Raw genomic sequence first — 17,805 nt, 5'->3', positions numbered from 1 at the left:
GGGAGAGCCTCAGCTGACGTCGCGACGCCAGCTCACCAGGTGGCCGAGCACGACGAACACGATCGCGTAGCCGAGCAGGACGAGCCCGCCCACCCACCACTCGAGCGGATCGGCCGAACCCTGCGGGATCGTCGCCGCGTAGACGCTCGCACCGACCAGCGCATCGCTCGCCGCCCCCGGCAGAAAGCGCGTGATGTCCGACAGCCCCTCCACGAACGCGGCCGCCGTGCGCCCGATCGGCTCGATGAACTGCGTGAAGACGAGGACGCCCACGATCGCGCCCACCTGATTGCGCACGAGCGCGCCGACGCCCACGCCGATGAGCGTCCAGAGGACGTAGGCGAGCAGCATCCGTCCGAGCATCGCCCAGGTGCCGGGCGAGGTGATGTCGGTCTCGAGACCGAAGCCCGCGAGGAACGCCGCCGACGTGCCGACCGCCGCGACGATGCCGATCACGCCGAGCACGACGCCGATGAGCACGCCGACAGCGAGCTTGGCGACGAGCACGCGGCCGCGGCGCGGCGTCGCGAGGAACGTGGGGGTGAGAGTCTTGTGGCGGAACTCCGCCGTCACCATGAGCGTGCCCACCAGCAGCGGGAAGACGTACCCGACGGTCGTCGCGGTGCTGTAGAGCGTCGCGGCGAGACCCTCTTCGGGCAGCGGCGGCGCGTTGCCCGGGAGCGACCCGGTCGCCGCCGCCGCGTAGACGAAGCCGAGGGCAGCAGCGGTGAACGCGACGTACGCGAACAGGACGATCGCGAGGATCCACCAGATGCTCGTGGAGAACAGCTTCGTGCTCTCGGCGCGGGTTGCGGCGGTGAGGCTCATCGGTCGCCCCCTTCCTCGTCGGTGGGCGTGGTGGCCGGATCCGCGGCGGGGGCCGCTTCGGGGGGTGTGGATGCCTCGTCGCCCGGCTCGTGCGGGGGTTCGGCGTCAGCGGGCGGGATGTGGGCGACGGCGTCCTCGAACGCCTCGGCCTCGGGCGGGACCCACGCCTCGGGCTCGGGCTCGGGCTCGGGCTCGGGCTCGGGTTCGGGTTCGGGTTCGGGTTCGGGTTCGGGTTCGACGTCCGACTCTCGTGTGCGGGCGGTGTGGTCGAAGGCGGCGAAGAACGCGTCGGCCTCGATGTCGGAGTCGGTCTTGACGTAGTGCTCCCACGGGCGGTCGTCGTCGGCGTCGGGCGGCTCGGGGGTCGAGAGCTCGTCGTCGATCTCGCCGATGGCCTCGACGTCGGGGTTCGCGTCCTCGGGGGCCCACGGATCGGTGGGCCACGGCTCGGCCTCGGGCTCGGCCTCGGCCTCGGCCTCGGCCCTGGGCTCGGGTTCGGGCTCGAGTTCGGCCTTGGGCTCGGGTTCGGGTTCGGGCTCGGGTTCGGCCTTGGGCTCCGGTTCGGGTTCGGGCTCGGGCTCCGGTGCTGCCTCCGCCGCGGCCTCTTCCGCGGACGTCGGCGCCGCCTCGGGCTCAGCCGAGAGCTCTTCGTCGGCCTGGCCGATGGCCTCGACGTCGGGGTCCCCCTCCTCGGGAGCCGCGGACGGCACGATGTCGATCACGCCGGTGCTCGCGACCGCGTAGGCGACGGGCGCCGGGGCGACGGGCTCGCGGGGCTCTTCGCGCTCGCGGGCATCGGTTGCCCAGGCGGCGCCGGCCGCGGCGGCGAGGGCTGTCGCGGCACCGGGAGCGCTGGTCGCTTCGGCGTCCAGCGCGGCCGCGGTGAGCGCCGACTCGGCCGCCTCGTCGGATTCGGACACCGTCTCCACGGGAGGTGCCGGGGGCGCAGCATCCGATCCCGCAGCAATCCCGGCCGCGCTCGGATGCACGCGCGTGCCGTTCACGAGATCGAGGAACACCTCTTCGAGCGCGGGTCCGCGGCGCTGCAGCGACGACAGCGCCACACCCCCCGCGGCGGCCGCCGCGCCGACAGCGACGGGGTCGAAGCCGCGCACGGTGAGCCCGGAGCGCAGCACCTCGAACGGCACACCGGCGGTCTTCAGCGCGGCGCCCAGCGCGGCCCGGTCGGGAGCGTCGACGACGGTGGCGTACTCGCGCGGATCGGTGAGCTCGTCGACTCCGCCCTGGAACACCAGGCGTCCGCGCGAGATGATCAGCAGCGCGTCGACGGTCTGCTGCACCTCGGCGAGCAGGTGCGACGAGACGAGCACGGTCCGGCCTTCGCTCGCGAGCTGGCGGAGGAACCCGCGCATCCAGCGGATACCCTCGGGGTCCAGTCCGTTCGCCGGCTCGTCGAGCACCAGAACCCCCGGGTCGCCGAGCAGCGCATACGCGAGGCCGAGGCGCTGGCGCATGCCCAGCGAGTACCCGCCGACCTTGCGGTTCGCGGCGTCGGTCAGCCCCACGAGGTCGAGCACCTCGCCGACCCGCGACGTGGCGATGCCGGCGGCGTGGGCGTAGATCGTGAGGTGCGCGGTGGCGGTGCGGCCGGGATGGAAGCTGGATGCCTCGAGCACCGCGCCGACGGTCCGCAGCGGCTCGTCGAGCTCGGCGTAGCGCTTGCCGCCGATCGTGGCGTGGCCGTCCGTCGCCGTGACCAATCCGAGCAGGATCCGCAGGGTCGTGGTCTTTCCCGCGCCGTTCGGACCGAGGAATCCGGTGACCACGCCGGGTTCGACCCGAGCTGTGAGCCCTGCGACCGCCGTGACCGCGCCGAAGCGCTTGGTGACACCTGAGAACTCCAGCGACTGGCCTTCGGGCATGCCGAACCCTCTCGTAGGTCGTGGGCGACACTCCGCGGGGCAATGTACGGGGCCGCTCCATTGCGGACTCACAGCAGAACTCCGTCCCATCCTGGCGGAAATCCGGTGTCAGCGTGGGAGAAGTTCGCCCTGCCGGTAACGTTGCGCTCGTGACCGACCTCGCCGAAGCCGCCGCGGAGCCCACCGTCCTCGTCAGCACGAGCGGAGGGCTCGGGCGCCTCACCCTCAACCGGCCGCGCGCGATCAACGCGCTCAACCTCGGGATGGTCGAGCAGCTGCACGCGGCCCTCGATTCATGGGAGCAGGACACCGAGGTCGACGTGGTGCTGCTGGACGGCGCGGGCGAGCGCGGACTGTGCGCCGGAGGCGACGTGCGCGGGCTCGCCGAGCAGGTGACGAGCGGCCGCGCAGAGGACGCGGGAGTGTTCTTCCGCGCTGAGTACGCGATCAACGCGCGCATCGCAGAGTACCCGAAGCCCTTCGTCGCCTTCGCCGACGGCATCACGATGGGTGGCGGCATCGGCGTCGCCGGCCACGCCGCGATCCGCATCGTGACCGAGCGTTCGCAGCTGGCGATGCCCGAGACCCGCATCGGCTTCACCCCCGACGTCGGCGGCACGTGGCTACTCGCCCACGCGCCGGGCCGCCTGGGCGAGTATCTCGGGCTGACCGGCGCGGTGATGGATGCCTCGGACGCGATCTACGCCGGATTCGCCGACCACTACGTGCCCCACGAGAACCTCGACGCGGTCCGCGATGCGCTGGAGACGCGGGCCGACCCCTCCAGCCCGACCGAGCTCGTCCTGCTGTTCGACGAGACGCCGGCGCCCTCGAAGCTCATCGGAGCGCGGGAGTGGATCGACGACGCGTTCGCGGCCGACACGGTCGCCGAGATCGTCGAGAGGCTGCGGGCGCGCCCCGAGCCCGAGGCATCCGCCACCGCCGATCTGCTCGGCGAACTGTCACCGACCGGTCTGGCCGTGACGCTCACCGCGATCCGCCGTGCCCGGGAGCTTCCTGGGCTCAGGGACGCGCTCGACCAGGAATACGGTCTGGTGATGTGGTTCGCGACGACTCAGCCCGACCTCCCGGAGGGCATCAGGGCGCAGGTGATCGACAAGGACCGCACGCCGAACTGGCAGCCGGCGACCCTGGCCGACCTGCAGGGCGACGTCGCCGAGACCGCCCTCGCGCACCGGCCAGGCGTGCCGCTCTGGGGCTGACGCCGGCTTCGACGACGAGGAGGGATCGTGAGCACCCGGCACCGGAGGAGTTACTCGATCGGCGTCGCGATCGACTGGTTCTTCTTCGTCTTCGCCGGGCTCGCGGCACTCTGGCTCGCGTATCTGAGCCTCACCGAGACGTTCCACGTGGGGTGGTGGGGCATCCCGTTCTTCCTCGTGTTCTGGGTGCTGCTCGCGTATCTGGTGCTGCCGCGGCTGCACCGCATCCTCACCACGATCTACGTGCCGGACTACTTCATCGGCCGCACCCGGACCAGTGACGGACTGCTCGGCGACCCCGTGAACCTCGCCTTCCACGGCACCGGTGACCAGATCCGCACATCCCTCGAGGCCGCCGGCTGGACCGAGGCCGCCCCGGTGACCCTCGGCTCGTCATGGCGCATCATCACATCGACGCTCACGCGCCGCAGCTACGACGAGGCGCCGGTGAGCCCGCTCTTCCTGTTCGGGCGCCAGCAGGACTTCGCCTACCAGCAGGAGGTCGACGGGAATCCCGCCCAGCGCCACCACGTGCGCTTCTGGCGCTGCCCCGACGACTGGCTGCTGCCCGGCGGCCGCCGCGTCGACTGGCTCGCCGCCGGCACGTTCGACACGAGCGTCGGGCTGTCGCTGTTCACGCTGCAGGTCACCCACCGCATCGACGCCGACACCGACGTCGAGCGCGACCACATCGTCCAGACGGTGACGGATGCCGATTCCCGCGTCACGGTGGACGTCATCCCCGACTTCGCCACCGGCTATCACGCCCGAAACGGCGGCGGTGACAGCATCCGCACCGACGGAGACCTCCCCATCGTGGACGTGCGCGCGGTCGAGCCGAGCGCCGAGAGCACGGGGGAGGTTCCGGCGTGAGCACCGAGATGCCTGCGCCGCACAAGCGGCCCGCGTACGAACCGGCGGGGCGACTGCTCAAGCCGCCGCGCTTCGACCCGGAGATGAAGCGCCCGATCTCGACGGTCGCGGGCGTCCTGCTCATCGTGCTGCGGGTGCTCGCCGGCATCGTCGTGCTCGTCAGCATCGCGACCGGATGGGACGCGATCCTCTCCGATCCTGACTCGGTGCTCGAGGGCTTCGATCCGACGCAGGAAGGCAGGCAGGCCGCGCTCTGGCTGGTGCTCGGCACGGGCGGGACCGTGCTCCTCATCGACCTCGCGCTGGCCTTCTTCGTCTTCCGGGGCGTCAACTGGGCGCGTGTGTTCGTCATGTTCATCGCCGTGCTGTCGATCAGCACGTCGTTCACCGCCTGGTGGGCGCAGGGGCAGGAGATCGAGATCGCGGGAACGTTCCTCTCACTGAGCATCGACATCCTGCTGCTGCTCGCCCTGTCGAGCCGCAGCGCCGCCGCCTACGCGCGCCGCAACGAGCGGCGCCCGGACACCCCGGCGTGACGTAACCTGAGTCCCGCCGCCGGCAGCGGCTCGCAGCATCCGTCATCGCAGTCCCGCGGGAGGGCACGTGTTCGACAGTCCGCTCTCGGCGTCGGCCTACGAGGTGCTCGCGGTAGCCCCCGAGGTCGATGAGGAGACCCTCCGCAAGGCGTATCGCCTGCGCCTGCGGCAGACGCACCCCGACACCGGCGGCGACGCGGCGGTGTTCATCCAGGTGCAGCGGGCGTGGGAGCTCGTCGGCACGCCGCAGGCCCGCGCGGCGTACGACCGCGGGCACGGCTTCGGCGAGGCGGCGGCTCCCGAGTGGTCGGGCTGGCGACCGCCCGCGGCGCGCACCGACACCCGTCCGCGCGCCCGCTCCTACGGGCATCCCGGCGGCTGGCGCCGTGAGCGCTACCTCACCCTGATCCGCGAGTGGGCCGGCCGCGGCGTCACGCTCGATGATCCGTACGACCCGGCGCTCGTGCGCTCGGCCCCGGTGGCGCTGCGACGCCTGCTGGCCGACGCGCTCGCCGAGGAGGCGACGGCCCGCATCGTCGCCGACCTCGGCATGGGGTACACGGTGTGGCACGACGTGGCGGCCGCGGGGCGCGACGCCGACCCCGACGCGAAGATCGACCACATCGTGCTCGGCCCCAGCGGTCTGTACGGGGTGCTGTCGGAGGACTTCGGGGGCCCGGCGCGCATCCGCCGCGGCGAGTTCGTCGGCGACGGCGTGCCCGGCGCCCCGATCGCCGAGCTGCTCTCACGCATGCGGGTGATCTCACGCGCCGCCGGCGTGCGCTTCAGCGGCGCGATCGTCGTGCTCCCCGACGAGGACGTGCTCACCCCGATCGACGAGATCGGCCGCGTACGCGGCGTGCGCGTCGCCGTCGTCTCGCGCAGCGCCCTGGCCACGGTGCTGCGTCGCGGCATCACCGGCGCGCGCGACATCGGCGGCAACGAGGTGTTCGACTACCGCACGCGCCTGCAGCAGACCGTGCGCTTCGCGTAGACCCGGCGGGAAGCCGGGAGGCCGCGTCACTCAGGAGGGGCGTCGCACGACCGGGTGGAGCGAACTCGCACCGCCCGCGCGCCACTCGACGTGCACCGCGGCCGCTGCGCGGATCACCGGCGCCTCGCGCGACACGGTCGCACCTGTCGACCACCGCACCGCGTTGTCGCGGGCGACGAACGAGCGCAGGCCGCGCATGTCCGCGAGCAGCGCCTCGGCGAGTTCGACGTCGTTGTGCTCGAACCTCACCGCGTCGTGGACCGGCGGCGCGTCGGAGGCGACCCCGGGTGCGACCTCCAGCACCCCTGAGACCACATCGCGGAACGTGTTCCCTTCGACACGGACGTCCCTCACGGGCCCGGATTCCCACCACCCGGTCGCGTCCGCGGCGATCTGGATGCACGGCATCGCGATGCTCTCGAATCGGCAGCCTTGGATGCGCACGGGCCGTCGCGTCGTGACGAGGATCGCGCGCGTCGGGATGCGGCGGAAGCGGCATCCGTCGATCGTCACCTCCGGCGTCCGCGTCGTGTTCTCGGCCGCCAGCTCGCCCGCCCGCGCCTGCGCGAGGACGGCGGCGGGCAGCGCGTCGACCAGCCGTGCCCGCATCGGCGCGGCGAGCGACGCCGAGTCGCGTCCGGTGGGACCGGTCGCCGCCGCGACGGTCGTCGCGTGCACGGGCCGGAGCGTGCGGCGCTCGACGAGCTCGATCTCGTCGCCGGGCGCGAACGGCGGGAAACCTGCGGTCTCGTCATGCATGTACGCGAGGTCGATCGCGTTCCCGTCGGCGTCGGTCACGGCGAGATACGTGCCGTGGATGTTGATCGCGTCGTCGTGCGGCCCGTCGAACTCGCAGTCGCGGATGTCGACCCGCCCCTGCATCCCCGAGCACTGGACGAAGTCGGCGAACCCGGCGGTGACCCGTCCCGTGCCCTCCGGAGGCCGGAAGACGACGCGATCGAGCGTGAGGTCCCTGCCGTTCTGCGCGACGATGCCGAAGCCGTGCAGGTAACGGATGCGCATGCGGCGCATCGCGACCTCCGCCGAGTCGAGGACGAGCATGCCGGGGTGGTCGCGATCCGTCTCGCGGAGCTGATACACGAGCCCCCGATCCTCCGGCACGGAAGACGTCAGGTATGACACCCGCATCGTGCGGTCGTCGATCACCTCGATGCGCGCGACGTCGTCGAACAGTGGGCAGCGGGCGCGCCGGACACGTCCGGTGGCCAGGTCGCAGGTCTGGCTGTACGCGAGGGCGTTCCGGCCCGACCAGTAGTGCTCGCCCGTCGACGGCGACCGTTCGGAGAGCCAGACGACGTCGGTCCCGTCGACGCGGAACCGCGTGCAGGCGGGGACCGTCAGCAGCCGCCATCCGCCGTCGGCGCCCGCGCCCGCTTCCGCCACCGTCACGTCGACGACCGTGGGGACGGCCCAGTCGATCTCCAGCCCGTCGACGACCACGCGCCGGCTGTCGATCACCGCGAGCGCCGTCTGCCGCCCGTGCACGACCAGCCGCGCGCCGGGGGCGGTGACCACGAGGTCCTCCACGCCGTCGAGCACCAGCCCGAGGGACTTCGTCGCGAACCGCGGATCGGTCCCCACGGTGTTGGAGACGAACAGTTCCCGGTGAACGGACGTCTCGGGCCACACGTGGTAGTCCGCGGCGACGAGTTCGAGCCGGGCGCCACCTCGGGCGGCCTGCAGCGCGCTGCGCAGTGAGGGACCGGCATCGGCCGTGACGCCGGGCTGGAATCCGAAATCGCGCACGTCGAGGGCAACGGCCATGGATCGCCTCCTTGCGAGCCTGTGACGCCCCGAAATCGGAGACATCGGATGATCCAGTAGCGGAATCGGGGTCGACAACATAATATTACGACGTAAAGTAACTCCCTGGAGGATCCAGATGACGCTCGACGTTGAGCACGCAACACCCGCCGAGGCGGTGATCTCGAAGCCGCGGTCGGTGTCGCACCGGTCCCGGCTCACCCGGAGCGTGCGGCGCTACTGGCAGCTCTATCTGCTCCTGCTGGTGCCGATCGTCTGGTTCATCGTGTTCCGGTACGTCCCGATGGCCAACGCGATCATCGCGTTCAAGAACTACAACCCGATCGACGGGGTGTGGGGGAGCCCGTGGGTGGGCTTCGACAACTTCGAGCGGCTGTTCCGCAACCCGGTATTCCCGCGGCTGGTCGCCAACACGTTCATCCTGGCCGCGTACACCCTGGTCGCGAGCCTTCCGCTGCCCATCATCCTGGCGCTCGCCCTCAACGAGGTGCGCCTGCGCTTCTTCAAGCGCACGGTGCAGCTCGTGACGTACGCCCCGTACTTCATCTCGACGGTCGTGATCGTCTCGATGACGATCCTGCTGCTGTCGCCCCGCGTCGGTCTGCTGGGGCGCACGTTCAGCTTCTTCGGCGCCGGGCAGGTCGATCTCCTCGCCGATGCGGACTTCTTCCGGCACATCTACGTGGCCACAGACCTCTGGACGACGACGGGCTACTCCGCGGTCATCTACCTCGCCGCGCTCGCCTCGGTCGACGTCTCGCTGTACGAGGCCGCGAAGATCGACGGCGCCTCGCGCCTGCAGAAGATCCGGCACGTCGATCTGCCGGCGCTGATGCCGACGGCGACCATCATCCTCATCCTCGGCGTCGGTAACATCATGGCGATCGGGTTCGAGAAGGCCTTCCTGCTGCAGAACGCCCTCAACCTCTCGACGTCGGAGATCATCCCGACCTACGTCTACAAGACGGGCATCCTCAACGCGAACTTCAGTCTCGGGGCGACGATCGGTCTGTTCAACGCAGTGATCAGCCTCGTGCTGCTGCTCGTCGTGAACGCGGTGTCCAAGCGGGTCACGGGAAGCGGGCTGTGGTGAGCAACGTCATCAGCAAAGAAGCCGTCCTCGCCGAGGAGGCCGCCGTCGGCGTGGCCGCCGCGCCTTCCCTCGCCGGTGCTCGAGCCAGGCGATCCGCATCGCGCGGGGTGAGGATCAAGGAGACCAGGGCGGATCGCACCTTCGTGATCGTGGCCTACGCCCTGCTCGGGGTGTTCCTGCTGGTGGTCCTGCTGCCGCTGCTGAACATCGTCGCGAGCTCCCTGTCGAGCCCGCACGCGGTCTCGTCGGGTCAGGTGCTGTTCTGGCCGGTCGACATCACCTTCCGCGGGTACGCGGAGGCGCTCGGCAACCCCGCGATCGTCCGCGGCTTCGCGAACTCGGTCTTCTACACCCTCGTCGGCACGCTCATCAGTGTGGTCGGCACGGTCGCCGTCGCGTATCCGCTGTCGCGCCAGAACCTGTTCGGACGCAAGGTCATCACGGGCGCCGTCGTCTTCACGATGCTCTTCAGCGGCGGCGTGATCCCGATGTATCTGGTCGTGCAGTCGCTGGGACTGCTCGACACCCGCTGGTCGATGCTGCTGCCGAATGCGATCGGGGTCTGGCAGGTGATCATCGCGATGGTCTTCTTCCGCACGTCCATCCCCGACGAGGTGTACGAGGCGGCGCAGCTCGACGGAGCCAGCGAGCTGCGGATCCTCTGGTCGATCGTGCTGCCGCTGGCCAAGCCGCTGATCGCCGTCATCGCGCTCATGTACGCGATCATGCAGTGGAATTCGTACTTCGATGCGCTCCTCTACCTCCGAAACGCCGACCTTCAGCCGCTGCAGCTCGTGCTCCGCGGCCTGCTCGTCCTCAACGACACCGGCGGCGGCGGCGATGTCGGCGAGCAGCTCCGCCGGCGCGAACTGGCCGACCTGCTGCGGTACTCGACGGTCGTCATCGCGACCGTGCCGATGCTCGTCGTCTATCCGTTCGTCGCGAAGTACTTCAACAAGGGGATCATGGTCGGCGCCGTCAAGGGCTGACCGTGCTTGCACCCACAGACCCACCACCACGCAATATGACCCGGGCAAAGGAGATTCCGGCAATGAAGCACAGCATGATGAGGGGAGCGGTCGCTGCGATCGCGATCGCGGCGACCACGCTCGCGATGGCGGCGTGCACGCCCTCTGCCGCCGAAGACGACGGCAAGCTCGTCGCGTTCGGTCCGCAGGGCGACAACGGGACGCTCAAGGACAACGCCTTCACCAAGGAGGTCGAGGAGAAGTTCGACATCGACTTCGACTGGCAGACCACGACCTACGACGGAAGCGTCGCGGGTGAGAAGCGGCAGGTGTCGCTGGCCAGCGGCGACTACCCCGACGCGTACTTCCTGGTGCCGTGGGTCGACGCCTTCTCGCGCAGCGAGATCCTCAAGTACGGCCAGCAGGGTGTGCTGCTGCCGCTGGAAGACCTCATCGACGAGTACGCACCGACGCTCAAGGAGCGCTTCGAGGAGAAGCCGGACTGGAAGGAGTCGGTCACCGCTCCCGACGGGCACATCTACGCGATCACCCAGTGGAGCGAGTGCTACCACTGCAGCTTCCCGTCGAAGCTGTGGATGAACTCCACGTGGCTCGAGAACCTCGGTCTCGACCAGCCCACGACGACGGAGGAGTTGCGCGCCGTGCTGCGGGCGTTCAAGGACGACGATCCCAATGGCAACGGCGTGCAGGACGAGGTGCCGCTGAGCGGGTCGGCCACCCAGCCCATCATCAACTACCTGATGAACGCCTTCGCCTACGCGCCCGTGGCCGGCCCGTCCAGCCCGCCGCCGATGGTCATGGAAGGCGGCGAGGTGAAGCTCGCCGCGACCTCGGACGAGTGGCGTGCGGGCCTCGCGTACATCAACTCCCTCGCGTCCGAGGGTCTGCTGGACACCGCGGCGTTCACGCAGAACGGCGACGCGCTCAAGGCGCTCGGCGACAACTCGGGCGCCGAGATCCTCGGGTCCGCGGTCGATCTGCACCCGTACGACTTCGTGACGCCCGAGTCCCCGGACGGCCGTGACAAGAACTACGACGCCGTGGCCCCGGTCGCCGGTCCCGACGGCACGCAGTTCGCGACGTGGCGCTCGCCCGTGAATCCGCTCGGCATCTTCGCCCTGACCAACAAGTCGACCGAGGACGAGCGCATCAAGGCGATCAAGCTCATCGACTACCTGGTGACCGACGACGGCGACAAGCGCGGCGCGATGGGCCCTGAGGGGGAGGCGTGGGTCCCCGCAGTCGACGGCGACGTCGCGCTGGACCCGGAACTCGACCCGACGTTCAAGCCCCTCACGTACGACGAGACGTCGAACGCCGCGTGGCGCTCGATGGCTCAGTACTGGGACTCGCTGGAGTACCGCAACTCGCAGGTCGTCCCCGAGGACGTCTACTCGCCGGACGGCTACGAGCGGCGCCTGCTCATCGCATCGCAGGAGTACGACCCCTACAAGCCCGACGAGAGCATCCTGTTCCCGTCCGAGAAGCTGTGGCCGAACGCCGACACGTCGGCCGAGCTCGCCGATCTGCAGACGAACATCGCGAACTACGTCACGCAGGCCCAGGCGGAGTTCGTGACAGGTCAGCGCGACATCAACGACGACGGTGCCTGGCAGGCCTACCTCGACGACCTCGAGGGTCTGGGCGTCGCGCAGTTCCTGCAGCTCGAGCAGGAGCTCTACGACGCGCTGAAGTAGGCCCACCGCAGCGGCGGGTCCTGAACGACACCACCCGGCGGTCGCGAGACCGCCGGGTGGTGTCGTGTCGCGGCGAGGGGCGCGAATGCTCGGGTGACGACGGTCGCGTGCGCGGGCGGACGACACCGAGCGGATGCCGCGGCTCAGAGCACGCGCAGGTCCTCGAGCGCGTCGTCGTCCCACGAGATGCCGATGCCCGGCTCGTCGGGAGCGACAGTGCGTCCGTCCCTCACCCGGAGGTCGGCCGTCGTGACGGCGCGCAGCTGGGGGATGTACTCGACGATGCGTCCGTTCGGCACCGCTGCGACCAGGCTGACGTGCAGCTCCATGAGGAAGTGCGGCGCCACCGGCACGTTGAACGCCTCGGCGAGGTGTGCGATCTTCAGCCACGGCGTGATGCCGCCGACGCGCGCGACGTCGGGCTGCACGATGGTCGCGGCATCCCGAACGAGGTACTCCTTGAACTGCGCGACCGAGTACAGCGACTCGCCGACCGCGATCGGGATGGAGGTCGACTCGACCAGGCGCGCGTGCGCCGACACGTCGTCGGCGGGCAGCGGCTCTTCGAGCCACGAGATGGCGGACGGCTCGATCGCGCGGGCGAGTGCCCGCGCATCGGCGAGCGTCAGCCCCTGGTTCGCGTCGACCATGAGCCGATACCCCTCGCCGACCGACGCGCGCACGGCGGCCAGCCGCTCGACATCGCGGCGCGGGTCGGGCGAGCCGACCTTGAGCTTGGAGCCGTGCCAGCCGCCGTCGCGGGCGGCGACGGTGTTGGCGACGAGGGTGCTGGTGTCGATGTGCAGCCAGCCCCCTTCGGTGTCGTAGAGGGGCACCTCGGGGTTGCTGCCTCCGGCGGCGCGCCAGAGCGGCTCGCCGTCGCGGCGGCACCGGGCATCCCAGACCGCGGTGTCGATCCCCGCGAGCGCGAGCGAGGTGATCGCGCCGACCGTGGTGGCGCGGGTCTGCGAGAACGCGTGCCGCCACACCGCCTCGGGGCGGCGGACGTCCTGCCCGATGACCGCGGGCAGCAGGTGGTCGCGCAGCATCGAGAGCACCGCACGGCCGCCCGTGCCGATCGTGTACGCGTAGCCGCGACCCGGCGTGCCGTCGTCGGTGTCGAGGTCGACGACGATCGTCTCCTGCTTCAGGAACGACTGCACCGCATCGGTGCGGACGGTCTCGACCGGGATGTCGACGAGCATGGCGCGGGCGTGCGTGATGACGGACATGGCTTCTCCGATGGGGACGGATGCCGCGGCGCGGCGTCAGCGGACGAGCGACTGGATGGCGGCAGCGGCGGCGCCGCGGGCCCAGTCCTGGAAGGTATGCGGCCGCGTGACGATGCGGCAGCGCGCGGCGGCGCCGAAGGCGTGCGCGTCGAACGCATCGCGCAGGGTCTTCTCGAAGAGGTCGAAGTTGGACACGCCCTCGCCGCCGATGATGACGAGCTCAGGGCCGGCGAGGTTGACCAGCGTCGCGATGGCGGTTCCGATGAGGCCGGCGGCCTCCCGGAAGGCGGCCTCGGCCGCCGGGTCGCCGCTGTGGGCGAGCCGGACCGCCTCATCGATGCCGACGTCGCGGCCGAGTGCGCAAGACACGGTGGCCTCGATCGCGGCCGTCGAGGCCACCGCCTCGACGCATCCGCGACGCCCGCACGAACAGATCCGTGCGGGGTCGGCGAGCGGCAGATGCCCGATCTCTCCGGAGACCCCGTATGCGCCCGTCACCACCTGGCCGTTCAGGTGCAGGCCGCTGCCGATGCCGCGGCCGATGGTGACGATGGCGAACGACTCGGTCCCGAGGCCGACTCCGAACCAGTGCTCGCCGACCGTCAGGGCATGCACGTCGTTCTCGAGGGTCACGGGGCGGCCGAGGAGCGCCAGCATCCGGCCGCCGAAGTCCTCGCCGGACCAGCCCATGATCGCCGACTCCCTGACGATGCCGGTGGACGTGTCGACATCGCCCGACACCGACACGCCGATGCCGGCGATGGCATCTGCCTTGGCGCCGAGTCGCTCTTCGAGGGCGCGCACGACCTCGATGATGGCGGTCGCCACCGTAGCTGGGTCGTGGACGGTCAGCGGACGGTTCTCGGCGGCGAGCACAGTGGTCGCCAGGTCGGTGGCGACGCCGATCACCTCGTCGACGTTGACCTTGATCCCGAGCATCATGATTGCGTCGGGGACGATCGACACCGGCGCTGCGGGGCGTCCCGGGTTGCCGTCGCGCTGGGTGGCGGGCGGCGCGTCGACGAGACCGGCGGCGACGAGCGGCGAGACCGCCTTCGTGACGGCCGCCTGCGACAGCCCGGTCTGGCGCGCGATGTCGATGCGGCTGATCGGGCTCCGGGTCAGAATGGTGGCGAACACCCTCGATCCTGCTTCCGACGCAGAACGGATGAGCGTCGCGCGCGCGGTGGTGTCGTGATCCATCTGTTCCTTCGGTCTCAGTCGATACGGTAGCGAGTCCGCGCGTCGGCGTCTCGCGCGATCGCCGGTCAGTCCGTCCCCGGCGCCAGGTGGGCGGCGGCGAAGTCGAGCGCGTTCTCCTCGTCGAGATCGCCCCCGGCCTCGTGGCCGTTGTACGGCCAGAGCACGATCTGCTTCGGGCCGGCGTAGGCGGTGAAGGCGGGCAGGACGGATGCCGGTGGTGCGATGCCGTCGCGCAGCCCCGTGCTGAGCAGGGCCGGGGCGGTGGCGCGCTTGGCATGGTTCACGCCGTCGAAGTAGCGCAGCGTGTCGAGCGCGGCGGAGGTGTCGAGGCGCCGGTCGGCGAAGTACTGGGTCAGCAGGGCGTACGGGTACTCGTCGCTGAGCTCGGCGGCGCGATCGAGCTCGCAGAGGAACGGTGCCTGGACGATCGCGACCGAGAGGTCGGGCATGAGCCCGGCGATCGCCAGCGCGATCCCGCCTCCCTGGCTCGCGCCGACGGCGCCGACGCGTGCCGGGTCGACCACGTCGAGCGTCCGCAGCGCCTCGACGGCGCGCACCGCGTCGGCGTACACCCGCCGGTAGTAGTACTCGTACGGCGAGCGGATGCCGCGCGTGAGGAATCCGCCCGCCGACGGGCCGCCGTCGGCGCGGTCGTCGTCGGTGTCGCCGTGACCCTGGCCGCGCGCGTCCACCACGAGGTGCGCATACCCGGCCGCCGCCCAGCGCAGGTCGCGCAGCGCGTGGCCTCGCCCGTTGCCGTAACCGAAGAACTGCACGAGTCCGGGCAGCGGACCGGTCGCGCCGTGCGGGATGCGCAGCCAGGCGCGGATCGGGGTGCCGCCGAAGCCCCGGAAGGTCACGTCGAACACATCGATGACCGCGAGGCGCGTCGCTCGCGGCTCGACGGTGACGTCGAGCGGGTGCCGTCGCGTCTCGGCGAGGGTGTCGGCCCAGAACCGGTCGAAGTCGGCCGGCTCGGTCTGAGTGGTGGGCTCGTCGACCGGGGTGAGCTCACCGCGCATGGTGCACCCCGATCGCGAGAGCGGCGCGTGCCGACTCGTCCAGCGGCACGTCGACGCTTCCGCCTTCCGGCACCCGGAGCACCACGCGGCGCCCTTCGTACAAGACCGCCACGTCGCGTTCGCCGCCACGGATGCTGCGCACCGTCGCGGACGCGAGCGAGCCGTCGCGCCAGGCGAGGTCGACGACGAGCCCGGTTCGGGCGCCGATGCCCTGAACCTCGCCGTCGGTCCAGGACGACGGCAGTGCGGGCAGCAGCCGGACGACGCCGCCGTGGCTCTGCACCAGCATCTCGGCGATGCCGGCGGGGAATCCCAGGTTGCCGTCGATCTGGAACGGCGGGTGCGTGCTGAAGAGGTTCGGCAGCAGGCCGCCCCACTCCGAGCCGTCGACGGGGCCGTGGCGCGTCGCGTCGCCCTCGAACGGCGCGAGCGCCTCGTCGAGGAGCTGCGCCGCGGCATCGCCGTCGCCCGTGCGGGCGCGCAGCGCGATCTTCCACGCCCACGACCAGCCCATCGCGCCGGAGCCGCGGGCGTCGAGGAGGCGGACGCCCGCGTCGAACAGGTGCGGGTCGCGGTCGGGTGTGAGGGTGTCGAGCGGATACATGCCGACGAGGGGGGAGAGGTGCCGGTGCAGGGGCTCGACCTCCACGACCTCCGCCGACCATTCGCTCAGCCGGCCGTCGGAGCGGACTCCCACCGGGGCGAGCGCGGCCAGCGCGCGGTCGATCTCGGCCGAGAGCGGATCGTCCACACCGAGCGCCGCCACGGCCGCGAGCGCGCGTTCGAAGAGCCCTCGGATGAGGAAGATGTCGGATGCCGCGGTGAGCCCGATCGCGGTCGTCCCGCCGTCGGGGCCGACGAAGGAGTTCTCGGCCGACGTCGACGGCGTGGTCCGCAGCGTCCCGTCGGGTCCGGGCACGAGCCAGTCGAGGCAGAACTCGACGGAGCCGCGCATGACCGGCCAGATGCGGGAGCGGAGGAGGTCGACGTCGCCGCCGAATGCGTACGCGTCCCACAGGTTGTGCGTCAGCCACACGCCGCCCATCATCCAGATCGCCCAGCTCGGAGCGCCATGGCCCCCTCCGACCGGAAGACTCCAGCCCCACAGGTCCGCGTTGTGGTGCGCCACCCAGCCCCGCGCGCCGTACAGCTCGCGCGCGACGTCGGCGCCGGTGCGGGCGAGCCGTTCGACGAGCGCGAGCAGGGGCTCGGAGGCGTCGTCGAGGCCCAGCACGGGCGCCGCCCAGTAGTTCATCTGGGTGTTGATGTTGATCGTGTAGTTCGACGACCAGGCGGGACGCAGCTGGTCGTTCCAGATGCCCTGCAGATTCGCGGCCGGGCCGCCCGCACGAGACGACGATGCGAGCAGGTACGCCCCGAACTCGGCGGCGATCGTCGCCTTCAGCCCGGCGTCGTCGCCGTGGAGGATGTCGCGGTCGATGTTCCACGTGCCTTCCCGGCGGCCGCCGATCGCGAACCGCGCCCGAGCACCTCGCCGACGATCGGCGAGGTGCTCGGCGAGCAGCGCGGATGGTGCGCGGTGTGCCGCGGCATCCGCGCGCTGCATGGCGCGGTCCCGGATCGCCTCGCGGGAGGCGGTCCGCCACTCCCCGTCCGCGTCGGCCCACCAAAACTCGGCGCGGGACGATGTGGAGAGGGCGATCAGCAGCCGGCGAGCCCCGTGGACGGCCGCGCGCGCGGGCGCGGCATCCACGAAACCGTCGGTGTCCAGTGCGACCGCGACGGCCGCGAAGGCGTCGAAGTCGGGGTCGGCCCCGGCATACCGCAGCGGGGGCTCGACCGAGGTCTCGTGCAGCGGGGCCCCGTCGACGGGGATCTCGACGTCGAGACCGAGGCCGTTCGGGGTGCCGCGCAGCGGCGTCGAGAGCGATAGGGATGCCGCGAACTCGACGTCGGCGGTGAGTTCGACGATCAGGGCCCGGGCGGGCGCCGACACCCACGACCGCCGGCGGACCGTGCCGCCGGGGATCTGCAGCGTCTCCGTCAGCACGGCCTCGTCGAGGTCGAGCACGCGCGCGGGCGTCGTGGCGACCGCGTCGGCGATCGTGACGGCGAGATCGCCGAGCGGGAGGAACTCCTGAGAGTAGGGACCCTCGAAGGTCATGAGCAGGGCTTCGGCCGTGCGGACGTCGCCGGCGTCGAGCGCCGCGCGGATCTCGGCGAGCCGCTCGGGTCCGGCGCCGGTCGCGAGCACGTCGCGGAGCGCCGCTGCGGGGCCGTCGGGCGTTCCCGACCACACCGTCGCGTCGTTCAGCGCGTAGCGCCCCGTCGCGCCGCCGAAGGCCATCGCCCCGATGCGGCCGTTGCCCAGCGGCGCGGCCTCTTCCCAACGGTCGGCGGGTGCGTCCCACGACAGTCGCAGGGTGTCGCTCATCTCGGTCCTCGGGGCTCGGTGTCCGAGATCGCGAGAGTCCGGGGCGTCTTCG

At 71.2% G+C, this 17,805-nt stretch carries 14 protein-coding genes; 7 read left to right on the top strand and 7 right to left on the bottom strand.

The window, feature by feature from the left end; genetic code table 11:
• Positions 1-9: 9 nt before the first annotated feature.
• Both J2Y46_RS02475 and J2Y46_RS02470 read right to left on the bottom strand, forming a co-directional pair.
• Positions 10-828 carry an ABC transporter permease subunit gene (locus tag J2Y46_RS02475; protein WP_045298484.1) on the bottom strand — a complete coding sequence of 273 codons (819 nt, stop codon included), beginning with the start codon at positions 826-828 and terminating at the stop codon, positions 10-12.
• Positions 825-2,711 (bottom strand): ATP-binding cassette domain-containing protein, encoded by a 1,887-nt coding sequence (locus tag J2Y46_RS02470; RefSeq protein WP_310239984.1) that lies wholly within the window; start codon positions 2,709-2,711, stop codon positions 825-827. Before J2Y46_RS02470 ends, J2Y46_RS02475 begins: the two co-directional genes overlap by 4 nt.
• 149 nt (positions 2,712-2,860) lie before the next feature.
• On the opposite strand from J2Y46_RS02470, the gene J2Y46_RS02465 reads away from it, so the two are divergent.
• The 4 genes from J2Y46_RS02465 to J2Y46_RS02450 all read left to right on the top strand — a co-directional run bounded on the left by J2Y46_RS02465 (position 2,861) and on the right by J2Y46_RS02450 (position 6,337).
• On the top strand, positions 2,861-3,934 hold the full coding sequence (locus J2Y46_RS02465) for an enoyl-CoA hydratase/isomerase family protein (protein ID WP_045298482.1): 1,074 nt from the start codon (positions 2,861-2,863) through the stop codon (positions 3,932-3,934).
• A 27-nt stretch (positions 3,935-3,961) separates the two neighbouring features.
• Complete coding sequence (locus tag J2Y46_RS02460) at positions 3,962-4,807, top strand: LssY C-terminal domain-containing protein (RefSeq protein WP_245619563.1); 846 nt, start codon at positions 3,962-3,964, stop codon at positions 4,805-4,807.
• A complete protein-coding gene (locus tag J2Y46_RS02455; RefSeq protein ID WP_245619562.1) occupies positions 4,804-5,343 on the top strand; it encodes a hypothetical protein in 540 nt (179 codons plus the stop codon). The genes J2Y46_RS02460 and J2Y46_RS02455 overlap by 4 nt, the downstream gene beginning before the upstream one ends.
• Positions 5,344-5,410: 67 nt before the next feature.
• Positions 5,411-6,337 carry a DnaJ domain-containing protein gene (locus J2Y46_RS02450; RefSeq protein ID WP_084695545.1) on the top strand — a complete coding sequence of 309 codons (927 nt, stop codon included), beginning with the start codon at positions 5,411-5,413 and terminating at the stop codon, positions 6,335-6,337.
• A 30-nt stretch (positions 6,338-6,367) separates the two neighbouring features.
• Here J2Y46_RS02450 and J2Y46_RS02445 read toward each other — a convergent pair whose 3' ends face one another.
• Positions 6,368-8,122, bottom strand: coding sequence for a hypothetical protein (locus tag J2Y46_RS02445; RefSeq protein WP_310239979.1), 1,755 nt, complete (start codon positions 8,120-8,122; stop codon positions 6,368-6,370).
• Positions 8,123-8,240: 118 nt separating this feature from the next.
• On the opposite strand from J2Y46_RS02445, the gene J2Y46_RS02440 reads away from it, so the two are divergent.
• The 3 genes from J2Y46_RS02440 to J2Y46_RS02430 all read left to right on the top strand — a co-directional run bounded on the left by J2Y46_RS02440 (position 8,241) and on the right by J2Y46_RS02430 (position 11,901).
• Positions 8,241-9,215, top strand: coding sequence for a sugar ABC transporter permease (locus tag J2Y46_RS02440; RefSeq protein ID WP_211255895.1), 975 nt, complete (start codon positions 8,241-8,243; stop codon positions 9,213-9,215).
• Positions 9,212-10,204 (top strand): carbohydrate ABC transporter permease, encoded by a 993-nt coding sequence (locus J2Y46_RS02435; protein ID WP_245619561.1) that lies wholly within the window; start codon positions 9,212-9,214, stop codon positions 10,202-10,204. The genes J2Y46_RS02440 and J2Y46_RS02435 overlap by 4 nt, the downstream gene beginning before the upstream one ends.
• Before the next feature lie 62 nt (positions 10,205-10,266).
• Entirely contained in the window at positions 10,267-11,901 is a 1,635-nt protein-coding gene (locus J2Y46_RS02430) for an extracellular solute-binding protein (RefSeq protein ID WP_310239976.1), read from the top strand.
• A 143-nt stretch (positions 11,902-12,044) separates the two neighbouring features.
• Here the strand turns inward: J2Y46_RS02430 and J2Y46_RS02425 are convergent, their stop codons facing one another.
• The 4 genes from J2Y46_RS02425 to J2Y46_RS02410 form a co-directional block, all read right to left on the bottom strand.
• Entirely contained in the window at positions 12,045-13,133 is a 1,089-nt protein-coding gene (locus J2Y46_RS02425; protein ID WP_310239974.1) for a mandelate racemase/muconate lactonizing enzyme family protein, read from the bottom strand.
• Positions 13,134-13,169: 36 nt separating this feature from the next.
• Positions 13,170-14,273 (bottom strand): ROK family transcriptional regulator, encoded by a 1,104-nt coding sequence (locus J2Y46_RS02420; protein WP_310239972.1) that lies wholly within the window; start codon positions 14,271-14,273, stop codon positions 13,170-13,172.
• Between the two features lie 128 nt (positions 14,274-14,401).
• Positions 14,402-15,358: an acetylxylan esterase gene (locus J2Y46_RS02415; RefSeq protein ID WP_310239970.1), complete on the bottom strand. Its 957-nt coding sequence runs from the start codon at positions 15,356-15,358 to the stop codon at positions 14,402-14,404.
• Entirely contained in the window at positions 15,348-17,753 is a 2,406-nt protein-coding gene (locus tag J2Y46_RS02410; protein ID WP_310239968.1) for a glycosyl hydrolase family 95 catalytic domain-containing protein, read from the bottom strand. The genes J2Y46_RS02415 and J2Y46_RS02410 overlap by 11 nt, the downstream gene beginning before the upstream one ends.
• Positions 17,754-17,805: the final 52 nt, after the last annotated feature.

It is taken from the genome of Microbacterium sp. BE35 (assembly GCF_031457705.1).
Classification (GTDB): Bacteria; Actinomycetota; Actinomycetes; order Actinomycetales; family Microbacteriaceae; genus Microbacterium; species Microbacterium trichothecenolyticum.
The sequence above is the reverse complement of the archived record's forward strand: the minus strand, read 5'-3'. Positions and strand labels throughout refer to the sequence as shown.

Coding starts and splice junctions, on each gene's coding strand:
- J2Y46_RS02475 (WP_045298484.1), bottom strand. CDS start 828: ATGAGCCTCACCGCCGCAACCCGCGCCGAGAGCACGAAGCTGTTCTCC.
- J2Y46_RS02470 (WP_310239984.1), bottom strand. CDS start 2,711: ATGCCCGAAGGCCAGTCGCTGGAGTTCTCAGGTGTCACCAAGCGCTTC.
- J2Y46_RS02445 (WP_310239979.1), bottom strand. CDS start 8,122: ATGGCCGTTGCCCTCGACGTGCGCGATTTCGGATTCCAGCCCGGCGTC.
- J2Y46_RS02440 (WP_211255895.1), top strand. CDS start 8,241: ATGACGCTCGACGTTGAGCACGCAACACCCGCCGAGGCGGTGATCTCG.
- J2Y46_RS02430 (WP_310239976.1), top strand. CDS start 10,267: ATGAAGCACAGCATGATGAGGGGAGCGGTCGCTGCGATCGCGATCGCG.
- J2Y46_RS02425 (WP_310239974.1), bottom strand. CDS start 13,133: ATGTCCGTCATCACGCACGCCCGCGCCATGCTCGTCGACATCCCGGTC.
- J2Y46_RS02415 (WP_310239970.1), bottom strand. CDS start 15,358: ATGCGCGGTGAGCTCACCCCGGTCGACGAGCCCACCACTCAGACCGAG.
- J2Y46_RS02410 (WP_310239968.1), bottom strand. CDS start 17,753: ATGAGCGACACCCTGCGACTGTCGTGGGACGCACCCGCCGACCGTTGG.